This window comes from Streptococcus sp. SCPM-O-B-15277 (M60) (assembly GCF_058200335.1).
The window spans coordinates 213,257-229,994 of sequence record NZ_JBYQGR010000001.1 but is presented as its reverse complement, the minus strand read 5'-3'; the positions used below and the strand labels follow the sequence as shown (position 1 = coordinate 229,994).

Here is a 16,738-nt window from a genome sequence, read left to right as displayed (position 1 = left end):
ATTCTTGCAAGATGTTTTACGACTAATCAACATAGTCCCCACCTTCAAAACCGTAATACTCTTCTAAACTGAGGCCACTTGCAGCAATTTCTTTGGCTTCTTTTCCGACATAACGAAGGTGCCATTCTTCAGCCATATAGCCTGTTTCTTTTTCCTTACCTTTGAGGTAACGAACAACAAAGCCATAGTCTGCAGCATGGTCTAGTAGCCATTGGGCAGCCTTTTCTTCAGTCACTAAATCTCCATTCGTATCAATAAGATCAAAAGCTAAGCCAGTTTGGTGTTCACTATATCCAGGACGAGCCGATTCACGATCAGCAGTTTCTTGTCCATCTTCAACAATATATTTTTGATAAAGTTTTTCTTGTGATTCGTAGCTTCTAAAACCGCTGTAATCATCGCTAATTGCAAATCCCTCTTCTTGCATGGCAACAATCAACTTCAACAACTCTGCTTTAGCTGTGGGATTTTCCCCTGGATTGTAATCTTTTGACATAGGATAATGCTTATTAGCCACAACAATCTCATCGTACTTACCTTGAATGCTGTAGTGATCTCCTTTGTTGACTACTTCCGCTTTCTTTTGTTTACTTTCCTCGCTACTAGTTGTAACTTCTTGCTCCCTTATGCTTTCAGTTTTTTCTTGAACAGTTGATTGCTCTGAAGAAGTTTTTGCGTCAGGAGTAGCTGATTTTTCTTGTGAACAAGCTGCCAATGTCAAGGTTAATAATCCTGACAAGACAAGATATCTTTTTTTCATGGTTTATCCTTTCATTTATTCATCTGGTTTAAAGTCTCAGATAATCTTGCAATCAAATCTTCTAATTTGCTTCCCTTTACTTGATATTCTTCAGCAATCATTTCTTCCCAAGGAACCCACCAGACTGGACCACGTCCATTTAGACCGTGCCCCTTCATATCACCCTCACGTCTCGGAAAAATATGCCAGTGAACATGAGCGTCTCCATTTCCCAACAACTCTACATTCATCTTTTCAGCAAAAAAGGCCTTAGAGACAGCTTCCTGAACCAGACTCATTTCCTCTAAAAAGCGGAGTTTGACAGTTGGATGTAGATGATGTAATTCTGTAACATGTTCCTTGGCTAGGAATAGAGTGTAGCCTTCAAAATACTGGTGGTCTCCAATGACAACATAGCCTGTTTCCAGTTCTTTTACAAAGTAGGGATTTTCCCCTGCCTTAATCAATTCAATTCGATCACAAATCAAACACATATCAGTCCACCAACTCACTCTTGAGATAAGCATCCACCATACGCTCAGTAGCAACTACAGAATCAATATGAGTACGCTCGTAAGAGTGACTAGACTCAATACCTGCACCAAGAAGAGCGTGCTTAACCTCTGCTCCAGCTGACATGGCTGCAGAAGCATCCGAACCGTAAAATGGATAGATGTCTAATTTAAACGGAATGTCTTGCTCTTTAGCTAAAGCAACTAAATGTTGACGGAATTCATAGTGGTAAGGACCAGAAGCATCTTTGACACAGATAGAGACTGTGTACTCATCTGTCTGCTGGTCATCTCCCATCGCTCCCATATCCACAGCCAGATATTCGACAACTTGACTAGGGATACTTGAGTTAGCACCATGCCCAACTTCTTCAAAGACTGAAAAGGCAAAATGAGTAGTAACTGGAAGCTCAATCCCTTCTTCTTTATAGACTTTAAGGAGATTGAGGAGAATAGCTGCGCTGACCTTATCATCCAAATGACGCGATTTGATAAAGCCTGTCTCAGTTACGACAGTTCGTGGATCAAAGCTGATAAAGTCACCAACCTCAATACCAAGTGTGCGTGTTTCTTTTTCGTTGGTCACTTTTTCATCCAAACGCACTTCCATATTATCCTGAGTACGTTCAACTGTTCCCGCATCCTTATAGACATGGCAAGAAGTTTGGTGGATCAAGATGGTACCTGAAACAGTTTTCCCTGTACTAGCTACATGAACCGTACAGTTTTCGCCTTCAATCATATTCCAAGGATAGCCACCGATACGGTCCATTTTGAGACGACCGTCTGGTTTAACCGCACGGACAATAGCCCCCAAGGTATCCACATGGGCAGTTACATAACGTTGTTTGTCATCATTTTTACCTTTAACAGTGACATTAACACCACCTTTAGCAGTGCGAATTGGTTGATAACCTAGTCTTTCAAGAGTCTCAACTAAATAATTCGTAATTTCACGCGTGAAACCAGTTGGGGATGCGATAGCAGTTAGTTCTTTAATATATTCTACAGTTTGATTCATTTCTTCACCTCTTGCTACCATTATATCACTTTTCCCATTTTAGTATGTGCAAAAAGGAAAAACGATTATACTTTGATTGCAAAAGTATTTTATGGTATAATGAAAAAAAAGTTCTTATGATGAAAGGAAATAATATGAACAAATATTTTAAAACGACACTTCTCTTAGCCTTACCGTTGGCATTCTTGTTGGGATGTTCAAAACAAGCATCAACAACTTCGAACTCTTCAAAAGCAGAGACAACTGAGGTAAAAACTACTGAAGCTAAAACAACCGAAAAGAAATCCGAACTAAAAACTGTTACTTTTGTAAATGATTCTCAGCCAGGCATCCAGTCAACATTGACCTATACAGTTGACGGTGATAACGTTGTGAAACAAACTGCTCATAACGTCGCTGATCCTGAAGCCCTAAACAATAATGCAGATGATTTAAAAAACCTAATTGAAGAAACCTACAAAGGATACAAAGGACTCAAAGGTGTCACTTTATCAGTCGAGATTAAAGACGGTAAAGTCGTTCAAGACCTTGAAATCGACCTTTCAGTTGCAAGCATAGATGAACTTAGAAAAGCTTTACCAGAAGAATACTCAGGTGTTGGAAAAAATGTAAGTTTTAAAGCCTCTAAGAAAATGTTAACAGAACATGGTTATAAAGAACAAACGAACTAAGAGGAATTGAAAAAACCTTGGCATAAGCCAAGGTTTTTTTATTCCATCTCAAAAGGTTCACTCTTTTGCTTATTTGGAAGAACAAGAGATAGTAAGATTCCAACAATCGCTGGCACTAACCACGGCAATGAAGCCTTAGCAAATGGCAAAGCGTTCACGATGTTTGCAAGGACCTCAATCTTAAATGTAGATCCTAAAACACTTGCAATGGCAATAGCTGTAACAATAGCAACAGTTAGTTGCATGCCTGGTTTAGAAAGAGCGAAAAACTTGTTCACAATCACAATCATGACAATGGCCATCGTGATAGGATATAAGACAACAAGAACAGGAACAGAGTACTTGATAATGGCACTCAAACCAAGATTTGCGATGGCAAAACCAATCAAGGTAAAGACGGTCGCATAAACTTTATAGCTGATTTGTGGGAAGCGTCCATTAAAGAACTCAGCAGTCGATACAATCAACCCTACAGTCGTTGTAAAACAAGTAACGGTTACCATAGCTGCAAGGAAAATCTGAGCAGTAGAACCAAAGATTTCTTGGGTCGCTTGCGACAAGATATAAACTCCTGGAGTTCCACTCTTCATCGCTTCTTCTGTTACTGGGAAGTGATTTCCAAGGAAACCTAAGCCGATGTAAAGGGCACTAAATCCGAGTGTTACGACAATTCCAACTACCCAAATAGTTGAAATATACTCTTTTTTATTTGAAAATCCAAGTTGTTTCATGGTTTGAACCGCGATTACACTGAAGGCAACAGAAGCAAGAGCATCTAGAGTGTTATATCCTTCAAGGAATCCTGCTCCAAATGCTGAAGCCTGATAAGCTCCTGAAGCCGCTTGTGGTGCATTTCCACCATATTTAAAGGCCCCAAGGATGACGAGAACAACGATTAAGAGGGCAAAAACTGGCGTCAAGACACGACCGATACGATCCAAAATCTTTGAAGGATTCAGCGAAATGAGATAGGCTGCAACAAAGTAAAGAACCGTAAAAATTATCAAACCTAGACTTTTATCTGCTTGATCCAAAAGTGGACTGATCCCAACTTCAAACGATGTTGTTGCTGTACGCGGAATCGCAAAGAATGGACCAATCGACAAGTACAAGGCTGCTAGATAAACTGTCGCAAACCATGGAGAAATTTTCTTAGAAATTTCATAAATATAGCCCTTTGGATTAAGGGTTCCAATGATCAAGGTTAGGACAGCAATCCCAACACCTGAAAATACAAATCCTGCAATGGCAGGAAGGAAGTTTTCTCCAGACTGTGCGCCTAGAGTTGGAGGGAAAATCAAGTTACCTGCTCCAAAAAATATTCCAAACAGAAGTAATCCTGTTAAAGCACCTTTTTTAGCCATAAACTCTCCTTATAACATTAAAATACTTTCTTAGTATAACATGTTTAAAGGCATGAAAAGGCTATCTTGAAATAATTCTAAAATGTTTTCAATTTTCTGATTTTTAGAGCAAAAAAAATCCCTTTAAAACCGTTCTTATTTTCGGTCTCAAAGGAAGTTTTTCTTATTCTAAAGCATCCATGCCACCTTGGACATTGATAACCTCATAGCCTTGTTCTTCTAAAAATTGACAAGCGCGTGCTGAACGCATTCCTGATTTACAAATCACGTAGTAAAGATTATCTTTATCTAGTTGTTCATAAGTATCTGCCAGTTGACTGAGAGGGAAATTACGAGCACCTTCTAAATGAAGAGCTTCAAATTCCTCTACTTCTCTAACGTCCAATACAGAAAGTGATTCTTTCTGATAAAGCTGGTAAAAATTGTTAAAAGTAATTTCTTTCATTTTTCTTCTCCGAGAATTTTTTGGATTCTATCTTTTAAGTCAGGCAAGACTTCTTCTTCAAACCAAGGATTTTTTTTCATCCAGATTTGATTACGTGGTGATGGGTGTACCAGAGGGAAATAATCTGGCAAATACTCTTTATATCGATGGACACGATCTGTTACCTTTCCACTGACTTTCTCATGCAGATAGTAAGCCTGAGCATACTGCCCAATCAAAAGTGTCAACTGAATATCTGGTAATTCTTTCAAAATTTTAGGGTGCCACTTTTCTGCAAAACCAGGTCTAGGTGGTAAGTCACCGGATTTCCCATGACCTGGAAAGTAGAAATCCATGGGCATGACTGCAAAATAACCTGAGTTATAAAAAGTGTCTTCATCTACGCCCAACCACTCCCGCAAGCGATCTCCACTTTTATCCTTCCAGTAAAGTCCAGCTTCTTGGGTTTTGAGACCAGGTGCCTGCCCAATGATATTAATACGAGCTGTCTTTGGGGCTGCAAATAGAGGTTCGATTCCTTGTTTCGTATAACTCTCATTTTGTGGGTCCGCCATAATGGCTTGCTTGATTCTTTCGATTTGAGACATCTGTTTTCCCTCCAAAAAGAAGTCCAAGCATACAATCTCAGACTTCTATGGCATTATTTAATCAATTCGTAGATCGCTTCAGCATAGATGGCTGCTGCACGGAAGAGATCGTCCAAAGCGATAAATTCATTGGCTTGGTGCATAGTATCGATAGAGTCTGGGAACATAGCACCATAGGCTACACCACGTTCTAAGAGACGTCCAAAGGTTCCACCACCGATGACTTGTTCATGACCTTGAAGACCTGTTTGTTTTTCATAGACATTCAACAAGGTTTGCACAAGTGGATCTTCCATTGGTACATAGTGAGGGGTGTGACCATGTTCTGATAAGCTAACAGAAACAACTGGCAAGTCTTCAAGAACTGACTTGATTTGCTCTGGGCTCGTTCCTTTTGGATAACGGAAGTTGAGGGCAATGGTATTATCAGCACTTGCTTCGTCAAAGCGGAAGACACCAGCATTCATAGAAAGAGCACCCATCTTTTCATCCACATGAGCCACTTTCAAGTTTTTGCCTTCATGGTCATTCAAGAGAATCTTACCAGCAATGTCAAGGTAGTCTTTTGCAGGACCTTCAAAAGTAAACTGGCTGAGGAAGAGGGCAAGATAAGTCGCACCATTGACACCTGAAGCAGGCATAGCACCGTGGGCAGATTTACCGATAATCGTAACCTTGTACTTGCCGTTCTCTTCTTGGATTTCTCCTCTAAGCTTGTGCTCTGCAACAAAAGTATCTAGTTTAGCTTGCAAGTCAGCCAAGTCACCTGAAACAACTGCAGTTGCTGACTCTGGTACCATGTTTTCACGCAAACCACCTGAGAAGCTGTGAAGACGAGCTGCCCCCTTGTTTTCACCGGCAAAGTGGAGATATTCTGTGATATTTCCTTTTTCACCGTTGATGATTGGGAATTCAGCATCTGGAGAAAAACCAAAATCTGGCTTTGCTAGTCCTACATGTTCAAAGTAGTAGTCCATGTCAGCCCAACCTGATTCTTCATCAGTCCCGACAATAAAGCGAACTTTTTTAGAAGTTGGAAGACCAAGCTCTTTGATGATTTTCAAACCATAGTAACATGCTGTAGTTGGTCCTTTATCATCAGAAGCACCACGCGCGTAGAGACGGTCATCTTTAATAGTTGGAGTGTAAGGATCCGTATCCCAACCGCTACCTGCTGGCACAACGTCCATGTGGGCAAAGATTCCAAGAACTTCTTCCCCTTCACCAAACTCAAAATGTCCTGCATAGTTGTCAACATTTTTTGTTGGGTAACCATCGCGGTCTGCGATTTCAAGGAATTTCTCCAAGGCTTTCACTGGACCAGGTCCAAATGGATGCTGAGCATCAGCCTTGCTGTCATCACGTTCTGAATTAATTTCCAATAGACTGAATAGGTCAGCCAAGAGGGCTTCTTTGCGTTTTTCTACTTCTGCTGTAAAATCAATAACTGTCATTTTTACTTCCTATCTTTTTTCGATAATTTCATCTACCGGTAAGCGGTAGCTTGGTTCCAACTTCTCGTCTGTGTATCCTACTGTGATCAAGAGCTCTGGACGGAAGCGTTCTTCGATTTCCAAGACTTCATTGGCTTTTGATTTATCAAAACCAAGGATAATGTTTGAACCGATTCCTTGGTCAGTCAGTGCAAGGACTAAGTTCATAGCCACTAGTCCTGCATTAAGGGCCAAGTAGTCACTGATTTGTTGTTCATTGTAACGCGCAAACTCTGCTGGAAGATTTTTCATAAAGTACTGAAGCTGTTCTTCTGAGAAATTCTTTGCACCACCAACACGGGCAATCTTGCGAGCACGTTTAGCTAGGTCAGTATCTGTAAATAAGGCAATGGTTACAGGGGCAGTTGCGACTTGCTCAAAGTTTGAACCGTAAGCCAATTTTGCGAGTTCAGCATTTCTCTCACGAACCACAACAAACTTCCAAGGCTGACTGTTGTGAGCACTCGGTGCCAAGGTTGCGATTTCAATAGCTGTTCGAACATCCTTGGGATCAACAGGTTTATCAATAAAATGCTTAGTCGCATGACGTTTTTTATTTAACTCAAGAAATTTCATAAGCATGTTCCTTTTCTATTTCTATTGCTTCCATTTTACCACATTCTGAAAGAGCTTGCAGAGATTTTTCATTGGTGGACTAAATTATCTTTTTCTAATCCGACTTTACTTTTAGATGAAAAATTCAAACTGGAAATTATAATATTTTTCTATCACCTCCATAAAAAATATATATTGGATATTTGATTGATTGTCTGGTAAGCTAGATAGCATTAAGTAAAGGAGACTCTTATGAAAAAATTATTCTTATTCTTAGCCATCAGTCCCTTATTGGTTGCCTGTGGACAAGCCAAACAGGAAAGTACTTCAACTTCCACCGCTAGCCCTAAAACCATTGTCGTAGCCACTGCCGGAGACATCCCACCTTTTGACTTTGAACAAGATGGTAACCTAACTGGATATGATGTTGAGGTTTTAAAAGCGGTTGATGAAAAATTGGACCAATACAAGATTGAATTCCAAAAAACTGCTTGGGAGAGTATCTTCCCTGGGGTTGATGCTGACCGTTACCAAGCTGCTGCCAACAACTTGAGCTATACCAAAGAAAGAGCAGACAAATATCTCTACTCACTCCCTATCGCTAAAAATCCTTTGGTTCTCGTGAGCAGAAAAGACAAGGCTCTTAGCTCTCTTCAAGATATCGCTGGTAAAACAACCCAGGATGACACTGGAACTTCTACTGCCAAGGTCGTTACTGACTGGAATCAAAGCCACTCCGACAACCCTGCAACCATCCAATACTCTGGTGAAGATGTAGCTAAACGTCTCACTGACCTATCAAATGGCGAGTTTGATTTCCTAATCTTTGATAAAATTTCTGTTCAAAAAATTATCCAAGACCGTGGCCTAGACTTGAACGTAGTTGACTTGGAGAGCAATGACAATCCAAATAACTACATTATCTTCGCAAGCGACGAAAAAGAATTTAAAGAGCAATTTGACAAGGTCCTTAAAGAACTCTACCAAGACGGAACCCTTGAAAAACTCAGCAAGACCTATCTCGGTGGTTCTTACCTACCAGATGCATCTGAATTACAATAAGAAATATTAAAAACGATTGGCTCGCCCAATCGTTTTATTTAGTATCTATTAGTTAAAGGAACTTTTACAAAAATTCAAAATAATTCTTGACATCCTCTACATATCCATGCTTTTCAATTAAACTAGCTAACAAATCTCTATTATGGCCTTGATAGTTGTCCTCACGTCGTAACTCTTCATACATTTCGATGAAAGGAAGGCCTTTGGTCTGGGCTGATTCTAGCTCTGCTTCATAGTCATAAGCAACTTTTCGAAATTGAATATTGACTAATTCACTATTTTCAACCTCAAGCAAGGCATACTGGGCTCGGTGATTTTTCAGTCCTTCCCAGTTAAAATAAGGCATACCAATCGAACCTGGGTTGATGATTTGTTGACCTTGGCTACCATAACGCAGGAGTTGTTTATGGACATGCCCATAGACGGCTACATCTGTAGCTTCATCTAAAAGTTGGTCAAATTTTTCTGTACCATTTTCAACCAGCAAATCACCACCATAATTTTTATCAGGCAAATTATGAGAAAGAGAAAAACGCAAGCCTTCAACTTCTTTCTTGGCTACCATAGGTAGATTTCTCAACCAATCAATATGCTCTGGCTTTAGGTCCTCCATCAGATACTGGGTCATTCTGAGAAGCTGAATTTCTTGGGGATCCGCTAAACCATATTGTCCATCTATAGCCTCTAATACACAATCATCCCAGTTCCCTCTAACGGATGCTGTAATGGGTAGGTCTTTCAGAAGAGCTACCAAGTCATTTGCTCCCGGCCCAGGAAGAAAAATATCTCCCAGAAGCCAATATTCAGTCGCTCCCAAATTTTTAGCGTCCTCAAGCACTCCAGCTAAGGCCGTTGTATTACCATGAATATCTGATAAAATTGCAATCTTATGGTTCATTTTCTGCTCTTTCTTTAGTGTATAGCTTTCAGTCTATCCAATTCACTCTTATAATTTTGTACTTTTCTTCATTATAGCATAAAATCGCTAGAAGATTTTATAATGGAAATATTATCACCAAGATTCTTTTAAAAATATGTCAAAAATAGTTGACATTTTATTTTTTAAAAGATATAATATAGTCAAATATATATGACATAATCAAATAAGGAGGAAGCATGAATCGTGTGAAAGAATTCCGCAAGGAATTGGGCATATCCCAGCTCGAACTTGCCAAGGATATCGGTGTCTCTAGACAAACCATCAACATGATTGAGAATGATAAGTACAATCCTACTCTAGAACTCTGTCTCAATCTCGCTCGTAGCCTCCAAACAGACCTCAACAGTCTTTTTTGGGAAGATGATTTTTAATAAAAGGAGAAAAAATGAAAAAAGAAACCTTCACTGAAAAACTGATCAAACGCACATATGGTATTTCTGGACCACTTGATGAACACAAGCAACGTGAGGCTGACCGCATCGGAAATAAAATCTTTATGGTTCTCTTTTATCTCATGATTTTTGGCAATCTCATTCCCTTTGTCCTTGCTTATAAATATCCACAAATCGTCGCATTTGGATATCCAATCATCATCTTTCTGATTTCTATGGTTTGTGCTATCTATGTCAGCACTCAAACTAAAAAAACAGGTATTACTGCTATCGACCCTGATATGTTGAGCCAGAAAGAACAAAAACAATTGCGCTACCCTGGTCTTAAAGCTGGACTTATCTATGGAGTCTTTATGTTCTTTGGCATGCCACTTCTCAATGTCTTAATAGATGATAGCAAGGACTATTTCGCCTCTCTTTTCAATCTAGGTCATTTCACATCAATTCTTTTCGCAGCCTTCTTTTTCGGATTAATGATGCAACTTGTCGTCTGGCTTCGCATTCGAAAAGCCAAAAAAGATCAAGACGACTATTAGGAGGAAAATTATGAAATCATTACAAACTTTAATTCTCAGTCATATTTTGGTCAGCATCTTTGTTACCTTTTTCCTAGTTTATGGTCAAGTTACACGTCCTTTTCTGATCATCTTCCTTTTAGCCCTTCCGGTCTTGAATAAGGGACAAAGGTTTCAGAAAATCACATCAAAAAAAATACGCCTCTTAAACGCATCTCTCTGCTTTATCCTCGTATCTCTCCCACAACTAATAACGAATTCTATGGATTGGAGATATCTACTATTTCTAACTATCTGTATCGTTTTTAGTCTAGTCTACTTCTATACTCTCTATCAACTCTTTAAAGAAGTTAAGCAAAAAGATTGTTATTAATCTGTAGAAAAACAAACCCCTAACACTTCTCCGTGCTAGGGGTCTTTTAGTTCCTTAAATATCGTATATACTCTACTAATACGTAGATGAGGATTGTTAAACAAATGATAATTTCTGCCCAAACAAGGTTGTTGAGGACCGGAAACTGCAGAATGCCTTGAGCCATTTTCAATGAAGTTGCCGTTATGATAGTTGGGAAGGTTAGGGCTGAAAAGGCTGGTTGAAATCCCTGTTTTAAAATCCTTGGCAAGCGACTAAGAACAAAGAAAAAGAAGGTCTGTGATGCAAGGATCATGATTACTAAACTCCAGTTAGGTAGATTAGGACCTCCAACTCGGATTAGCGCAGCTAAAAGTAGGGAAAAAGGAGCACAATAGATGCCTTCTTGTCCCAGTAAAGCCAGCGGCAATGGATTTCTCTTCAAATCTTGGTAAATCAAAGGGTAAAGGATAAGGGTTAAGATAAAACCAAATATCCAAGCTCCATAGGCAATCCCGACAATGCCCACCACTGGGTAGGTCAAACTTGCTACTGCTATTCCCACATAAAGAACCGTCCAACTTGGCGTTGCACTCGTTCTTGGTTTGGTCTGCACATAATTTTTAGTGAAGTAGATGATTAAACCTACATCTAGAAGAAAAGCAAACCACCAGAGAATCTGTGCAAGAATGCTCATGTTCAAGGGTAAGATTCGTAACAAATAAGTCGATAGGATCATTCCTGCCATAGGAAAGGGCGCCGTTGCCGATAAAACAGGAGCTTTCTTCAACTCTTGCTTACTTTCTTGCCAATCACGAAGATGACTGTATAAAAAATAAAACCATAAAATCAAGCCTGACAAACTAAAGACCTGCGATAAGAGTGGAAAAACATCCAAGATGAGATTTCCTGCACCAGCCAATCCCAATAAGCAACCTGAAAAAGCTAAGGGGAGTTTTTTCATACCAACCTCCGAAAATGACGTTACTATCAGTATAGCATAAATAAACCTCAGCTAGACAAGCCTTCATCAATTTTTTTGCTATAAAACGATTGCCCACTTTTAAAATAGTCACTAAGAATAATGATTGAAATTGATTCATCAAAAAAAGTACTTATCACTTGATAGGTACTCTTTTGACATTTCATTCTATAGCTTGGTTAGCCTTTAAAGGTAACGATAGTCGCTCCAGAACCACCTGCATTTTGTGGCGCATAGCCAAAGCTCTTGACTTGCTTGTTTCTTTGGAGATATTTGGTTACTCCTTCACGAATGACTCCTGTACCGATACCATGGATGATATCCACTTGGGCCATGTTGTTGAGCAGGGCTTGGTCGATAAAGGCATCCAAGGCTTCCATCGCTTCCTCGTAGCGTTTGCCACGAAGATCTAGTCGAGCTTGAGGCCCTTTGCCACCTGCACGTTTGACGACGTTGACTTGTTTCTTTTTGACAGGCGCTTCTTGCTGAGCCTGAACCAAGTCGAATTCCTTATCTTCAAGCGTCATCTTGATCAAGCCGACTTGAGCTTCCCAACGACCATCCTTGAGCTGATTGGTCAAGGTCCCTCGTTGACCATAGCTTAAAACGATAATATCATCCCCAACTTTTGGAGCGCGTTTCTTCTTAGCCTTTTGAAGAATTTTGTTTTTAGAAAGGTCAACTTTTTCAGGGGCTAATTTTTTGAGCTTGGCCTTGGCTTCGATAATTTCATGTGGTTTCAGTTGAGATTTACTATGAAGATTTTTAAGAATATCATCACTCTCTGCCAGAGCCAATTCAACAATCTCAGCGGCCTGCTCACGCGCCTTATTGAGTTCTGTTTCCTTTTCACGATTGAACTCGTTGTAGAGTTTTTTAAGGGCACGGTTCATCTTGAGATTCTCTTGCTCGACCTGACGAATATTCTCAAGACGTTTCCGGCTTTCAAGTGTTTGCTCTTCCAACTGCTCAATAATGCGATTGACATCATTGTCTTGGTTAATCTGCTTGCTGGCATCACCTACAATGACATCTGACAAGCCCAAACGTTTAGCAATCTCAAAGGCATTGCTTCGACCTGGTACTCCCTGCATAAAGCGATAGGTTGGACGCAGGCTAGCTGTATCAAACTCCATGCTGGCATTCTGAACATAAGCCGTTTCAATTCCATAGGCCTTGAGTTCAGGATAGTGAGTGGTTGCCATGGTCTTGACCTGACGCAAGCGCAAGTCTTCTAGGATAGACATGGCAAGGGCAGCTCCTTCCTGAGGATCTGTACCTGCTCCAAGCTCATCTAGTAGCAAGAGGGAGTTTTGGTTGACTTTACCGAGGATGTCTACGATATTGGTCATGTGACTAGAGAAGGTTGAGAGGCTTTGTTCGATGGATTGTTCGTCTCCGATATCCGCAAAGACCTCCTCAAAAATTCCAACACGACTTCCCTTATCCGCCAAAATCGGCAAACCTGACTGAGCCATCAATTGCGTCAATCCTAAGGTTTTTAGCATGATGGTCTTACCACCCGTATTGGGACCCGTGATAACGATAGCTGTTAGTTCTTTGCCGAAGTGAACATCATTGGCAATGGCATTTTGCACCAAGGGATGACGAACATGGAGGAGTTGGATTTCCTGCTCTTCAGAGACTTGAGGCACCACGGCTCCTGTCTCTTGGATAAAACGGACCTTTGCTCGAATCAAGTCTAAATGTCCAATAATCCAGGCATCATTTGCAATTTCAGCTGCGTGTGGCCGTACACGCTCAGAAAGTTCTTGAAGGATACGCAACATCTCATAGCGTTCATCTGCACGAAGACTAGCAATCTCCTCACTTAGCTTGACCACTTCACGCGGTTCGATATAGACTGTATTACCACTGGCAGAGATATCATGAACAACACCAGCAATCTTGTTTCGATAGGTATTTTTGACTGGCAGAACTTGGCGACCATTTCGACTAGCGATAATGCCTTCTGTCAACATCTGCGCCTTTTGTTTGAGAAGATCCTGCAAAACATCACGAACTTGGCTCTCGCTATCATGGATTTTACGACGGATTCGTGCTAGTTCTTCACTAGCAAAATTCTCAATAAATCCAGCTTCATTGATAGCTTGGAGATTCCCCTGTAGATGTGGGAAGTCGTGAAGTTTCTCAAACCAATTTGCCAAGTGGTCCAAGCGTACATTTTCAAGATTATCATAGAAATTTTTCAGTTCACGGCTGGCAAATATGACACGTTTGAGAAGGAGAAATTCCTCTATGTTGAGATCAGCACCCATCTCCAAACGTTTGCAGGTAGCCGCAATATCTTTTGTTGCCGAAATGCTGAAATGAGGATGCTCAACAAAGAGTTCTTGCATCTCCTTCATCTCTGCAAAGGCCTGTCTAATTTTATCAGCTTTATCTGTTGGGACTAGCTCTTTTAACTGTTCTAGTCCTTGTTCCGTCAAAAGATGAGGTTCAAATAAAGCCTTGACCTTGTTAAATTCTAACGTTTCTAGTATTTTTGTATTCATCTTATTTCCTTAGTATAAAAGTTATGACTTTTCTTATTTTCAACTCTTTAAATCAATCTCTTACTTTTCGAAATTGTAAACAAAAGGCTAGGAATAGTTCCCGCCCTTTTTAACCGATTATTTTAGTAACCCAAAGCTGTTTAATAAAATTAGTTGTGAATGGAATACTTTGGATGATATGTCTAGCTACAAAGCTATTTTCAAGTGAATTTTGAACAATTTGTAATGGCACAGTTGCGAGAATCGTTAGCATCATCTGGAGGACAAATAAGGTCACACCGATTGATAGCACACCCGCACCGATACGATAGTATTTCCCATCAAGTATCTTACTTGGTACTAGGTTTAGAAAAAGACCAAGCAAACGGCCGATGCAGTAAAAAATCGTAAACGCTAATAGGAAGCCGACCCCTGCATAAAAAACCTTATCTAGTTGGAAAAGTTGATTGGATGGGAAAAAGAAAGTTCCCTGTCCTTCCTGCGGATTAGCATAAGGGATTAATAAATTGAACTTCTGCCCTAAAGCTAGGTAATATTTGCTTGCAAAATAAGCAGAGACAATCGTTGCTACAAGATAATAAGCTTGTAAAATAATTCCTCTGCGGTAGCCGATATAAAAGCTCCAAGCAAGGATTAATAAGAGTAGGATGGAAATCATAAGGAATCCCCTATCTTACTCTGCTCTTGTTTAGCAGCGACCACTTTATAACGGAGCGATTCTAACTCTTGCTCCTTATCATCAAATTCAATCTCACGGCTAAGCTGGGTTGACAAGCAGTTGACTGCTAAGAGAATCGCCACTGTCTCATCATCAGCTCCAGGCATTTGTTCTTTGATTGCTTCATATTTTTCCGTTGCAACTTTAGCAATCTCCTCCATGAAAAGATTATCATGCTCAGTTGTCAGCGTTAATGTTTTTTTCCCAAATGTAAACTTGAATCGATTTAAATTTGCCATAAAATTCACCTCACGATATTATACCAAATTTCACTAAGTTTGTCAGTTTTAACCAATTCTACTGCTTTTATGGTACAATAGAGACTATGGCAAGTATCACATTAACACCGAGTGAAAATGACATTCAAGCTTTTGTTCTAAAGCATGAACAAGCCCTCGCTCCAAGTAAAAATCCATATATTCGCTACTTTTTAAAGCTTCCTCAAGCCAGTGTTTCTGTCTATACATCTGGGAAAGTCCTTTTGCAGGGAGAAGCCGCTGAAAGCTATGCCAGCTTTTTTGGTTATCAAGTAACGCAAGTTACTAGCGGGCAAAATTTCCCCTTAATCGGAACAGATGAAGTCGGAAATGGTTCTTACTTCGGTGGTCTGGCTGTTGTGGCGTCATTTGTGACTCCTGACCAGCATGACTTTTTAAGAAAACTCGGAGTTGGGGATTCCAAAACACTGACTGACCAAAAGATTCGTCAGCTTGCTCCACTTCTGAAGGAAAAAATCCAACATCAAGCACTCCTACTTTCTCCGAGTAAGTATAACGAAGTCATTGGTGAGCGCTACAATGCCGTTTCCGTCAAAGTAGCTCTGCATAATCAGGCCATTTTTCTCCTGCTTCAAAAGGGAGTTGAGCCTGAAAAAATTGTCATTGATGCCTTTACGAGTGCTCAAAACTATGATAAGTACTTAAAAAATGAAGCCAATCATTTCTCAAATCCAGTTACACTTGAGGAAAAAGCTGAGGGCAAGTACCTAGCCGTCGCAGTTAGCTCTATCATTGCGCGTGATCTCTTCCTAGAAAATCTTGAAAATCTAGGCAAAGAGCTGGGCTATCAACTTCCAAGTGGTGCTGGAACTGCTTCTGACAAGGTGGCTAGCCAAATCCTTCAAGCATATGGCATGAAGGGGCTCAACTTCTGCGCCAAACTGCATTTTAAAAACACTGAAAAAGCCAAAAAATTTCTATAGAGGTATACCATGAAATATTTAAAATCGTTTATAAGAGAGTGGGGAGTTTTCTTCCTGATTATTGCCTTAATAGGTCTCAGCCGTCTCTTTCTCTGGAGCAATGTCCGAGTAGAAGGACACTCTATGGACCCTACTCTAGCTGATGGAGAAATTCTCTTTGTTGTCAAACACCTCCCTATTGATCGCTTTGATATTGTTGTCGCTCATGAGGATGAGGGGAATAAAGATATTGTGAAACGGGTCATCGGATTGCCAGGTGATACCATCCGTTACGAAAATGATAAGCTCTACGTCAACGATCAAGAAACTGATGAGCCTTATTTAGCAGATTACCTCAAACGCTTTAAAGAGGATAAACTCCAATCTACCTATGCTGGAGATAGCTGGGATGGAAAAAAAGGTGAGTACTTCAGAAGCCTTGCTGAAAAAGCTGAGGCCTTTACCTTAGATGTTAATTTCAATACTAGTTTCACCTTCACTGTTCCAGAAGGACAATACCTCCTACTTGGTGATGACCGTCTAGTATCTAGCGATAGCCGACATGTTGGTACTTTTAAAGCAAAAGATATCATCGGAGAGGCTAAATTCCGCTTCTGGCCACTCAAACGTATTGGAACAGTTTAAGAACACTAAGAGGCCGAGAACTATAAATCTCAGCCTCTTCTCATTCTAT

20 protein-coding genes are annotated in these 16,738 nt (G+C 40.2%); 7 read left to right on the top strand and 13 right to left on the bottom strand.

All coding sequences use genetic code 11. From position 1 onward, the window contains the following. Positions 1–22: 22 nt before the first annotated feature. The 3 genes from ldcB to AC3E9F_RS01195 are packed head-to-tail and all read right to left on the bottom strand — an operon-like array spanning position 23 to position 2,272. Positions 23–760: an LD-carboxypeptidase LdcB/DacB gene (gene ldcB, locus AC3E9F_RS01205; RefSeq protein WP_263393935.1), complete on the bottom strand. Its 738-nt coding sequence runs from the start codon at positions 758–760 to the stop codon at positions 23–25. A gap of 11 nt (positions 761–771) precedes the next feature. Continuing rightward, positions 772–1,233 carry an HIT family protein gene (locus AC3E9F_RS01200; RefSeq protein WP_263393936.1) on the bottom strand — a complete coding sequence of 154 codons (462 nt, stop codon included), beginning with the start codon at positions 1,231–1,233 and terminating at the stop codon, positions 772–774. A 1-nt stretch (position 1,234) separates the two neighbouring features. Further along, positions 1,235–2,272 carry a M42 family metallopeptidase gene (locus AC3E9F_RS01195; protein WP_490672698.1) on the bottom strand — a complete coding sequence of 346 codons (1,038 nt, stop codon included), beginning with the start codon at positions 2,270–2,272 and terminating at the stop codon, positions 1,235–1,237. 134 nt (positions 2,273–2,406) lie between these two features. Here AC3E9F_RS01195 and AC3E9F_RS01190 point away from each other — a divergent pair, with 134 nt between their 5' ends. Then, on the top strand, positions 2,407–2,943 hold the full coding sequence (locus AC3E9F_RS01190) for a DUF1307 domain-containing protein (protein WP_263393938.1): 537 nt from the start codon (positions 2,407–2,409) through the stop codon (positions 2,941–2,943). Between the two features lie 38 nt (positions 2,944–2,981). Here the strand turns inward: AC3E9F_RS01190 and brnQ are convergent, their stop codons facing one another. The 5 genes from brnQ to AC3E9F_RS01165 form a co-directional block, all read right to left on the bottom strand. Further along, positions 2,982–4,307 (bottom strand): branched-chain amino acid transport system II carrier protein, encoded by a 1,326-nt coding sequence (gene brnQ, locus AC3E9F_RS01185; RefSeq protein WP_490672697.1) that lies wholly within the window; start codon positions 4,305–4,307, stop codon positions 2,982–2,984. A gap of 163 nt (positions 4,308–4,470) precedes the next feature. Beyond that, positions 4,471–4,752, bottom strand: coding sequence for a rhodanese-like domain-containing protein (locus tag AC3E9F_RS01180; protein ID WP_490672696.1), 282 nt, complete (start codon positions 4,750–4,752; stop codon positions 4,471–4,473). Continuing rightward, positions 4,749–5,339: a uracil-DNA glycosylase family protein gene (locus AC3E9F_RS01175; protein WP_490672694.1), complete on the bottom strand. Its 591-nt coding sequence runs from the start codon at positions 5,337–5,339 to the stop codon at positions 4,749–4,751. Before AC3E9F_RS01175 ends, AC3E9F_RS01180 begins: the two co-directional genes overlap by 4 nt. A gap of 53 nt (positions 5,340–5,392) precedes the next feature. After that, entirely contained in the window at positions 5,393–6,793 is a 1,401-nt protein-coding gene (gene pepV, locus AC3E9F_RS01170; RefSeq protein ID WP_490672693.1) for a dipeptidase PepV, read from the bottom strand. Between the two features lie 9 nt (positions 6,794–6,802). Next, positions 6,803–7,408, bottom strand: coding sequence for a nitroreductase family protein (locus AC3E9F_RS01165; protein WP_263394538.1), 606 nt, complete (start codon positions 7,406–7,408; stop codon positions 6,803–6,805). A gap of 231 nt (positions 7,409–7,639) precedes the next feature. Between AC3E9F_RS01165 and AC3E9F_RS01160 the strand changes: the two genes are divergently transcribed. Further along, the gene (locus tag AC3E9F_RS01160; protein ID WP_263393943.1) at positions 7,640–8,449 is read left to right on the top strand and encodes an amino acid ABC transporter substrate-binding protein; all 810 of its coding nucleotides are present in this window, start codon (positions 7,640–7,642) and stop codon (positions 8,447–8,449) included. Positions 8,450–8,513: 64 nt separating this feature from the next. Here AC3E9F_RS01160 and AC3E9F_RS01155 read toward each other — a convergent pair whose 3' ends face one another. Continuing rightward, positions 8,514–9,347, bottom strand: coding sequence for a metallophosphoesterase family protein (locus AC3E9F_RS01155; protein ID WP_263393944.1), 834 nt, complete (start codon positions 9,345–9,347; stop codon positions 8,514–8,516). Between the two features lie 218 nt (positions 9,348–9,565). Between AC3E9F_RS01155 and AC3E9F_RS01150 the strand changes: the two genes are divergently transcribed. The 3 genes from AC3E9F_RS01150 to AC3E9F_RS01140 are packed head-to-tail and all read left to right on the top strand — an operon-like array spanning position 9,566 to position 10,669. Beyond that, complete coding sequence (locus AC3E9F_RS01150) at positions 9,566–9,760, top strand: helix-turn-helix transcriptional regulator (protein ID WP_001082470.1); 195 nt, start codon at positions 9,566–9,568, stop codon at positions 9,758–9,760. A 14-nt stretch (positions 9,761–9,774) separates the two neighbouring features. After that, positions 9,775–10,317, top strand: a complete 543-nt coding sequence (locus AC3E9F_RS01145) for a DUF3278 domain-containing protein (RefSeq protein ID WP_263393945.1) — start codon at positions 9,775–9,777, stop codon at positions 10,315–10,317. Between the two features lie 10 nt (positions 10,318–10,327). Then, positions 10,328–10,669: a hypothetical protein gene (locus AC3E9F_RS01140; RefSeq protein ID WP_263393946.1), complete on the top strand. Its 342-nt coding sequence runs from the start codon at positions 10,328–10,330 to the stop codon at positions 10,667–10,669. 46 nt (positions 10,670–10,715) lie between these two features. Here the strand turns inward: AC3E9F_RS01140 and AC3E9F_RS01135 are convergent, their stop codons facing one another. The 4 genes from AC3E9F_RS01135 to zapA all read right to left on the bottom strand — a co-directional run bounded on the left by AC3E9F_RS01135 (position 10,716) and on the right by zapA (position 15,103). Continuing rightward, positions 10,716–11,612, bottom strand: a complete 897-nt coding sequence (locus AC3E9F_RS01135) for a TDT family transporter (protein WP_263393947.1) — start codon at positions 11,610–11,612, stop codon at positions 10,716–10,718. Between the two features lie 197 nt (positions 11,613–11,809). Then, on the bottom strand, positions 11,810–14,146 hold the full coding sequence (locus tag AC3E9F_RS01130; protein WP_490672692.1) for an endonuclease MutS2: 2,337 nt from the start codon (positions 14,144–14,146) through the stop codon (positions 11,810–11,812). A gap of 109 nt (positions 14,147–14,255) precedes the next feature. Then, on the bottom strand, positions 14,256–14,804 hold the full coding sequence (locus AC3E9F_RS01125; protein WP_490235044.1) for a CvpA family protein: 549 nt from the start codon (positions 14,802–14,804) through the stop codon (positions 14,256–14,258). Beyond that, entirely contained in the window at positions 14,801–15,103 is a 303-nt protein-coding gene (gene zapA / locus AC3E9F_RS01120) for a cell division protein ZapA (RefSeq protein WP_214262307.1), read from the bottom strand. The genes AC3E9F_RS01125 and zapA overlap by 4 nt, the downstream gene beginning before the upstream one ends. Before the next feature lie 86 nt (positions 15,104–15,189). On the opposite strand from zapA, the gene rnhC reads away from it, so the two are divergent. Both rnhC and lepB read left to right on the top strand, forming a co-directional pair. Further along, a complete protein-coding gene (gene rnhC / locus AC3E9F_RS01115) occupies positions 15,190–16,065 on the top strand; it encodes a ribonuclease HIII (RefSeq protein ID WP_263393950.1) in 876 nt (291 codons plus the stop codon). Positions 16,066–16,074: 9 nt separating this feature from the next. Next, positions 16,075–16,689 (top strand): signal peptidase I, encoded by a 615-nt coding sequence (gene lepB / locus AC3E9F_RS01110; protein ID WP_214262309.1) that lies wholly within the window; start codon positions 16,075–16,077, stop codon positions 16,687–16,689. Positions 16,690–16,738 lie beyond the last annotated feature (49 nt).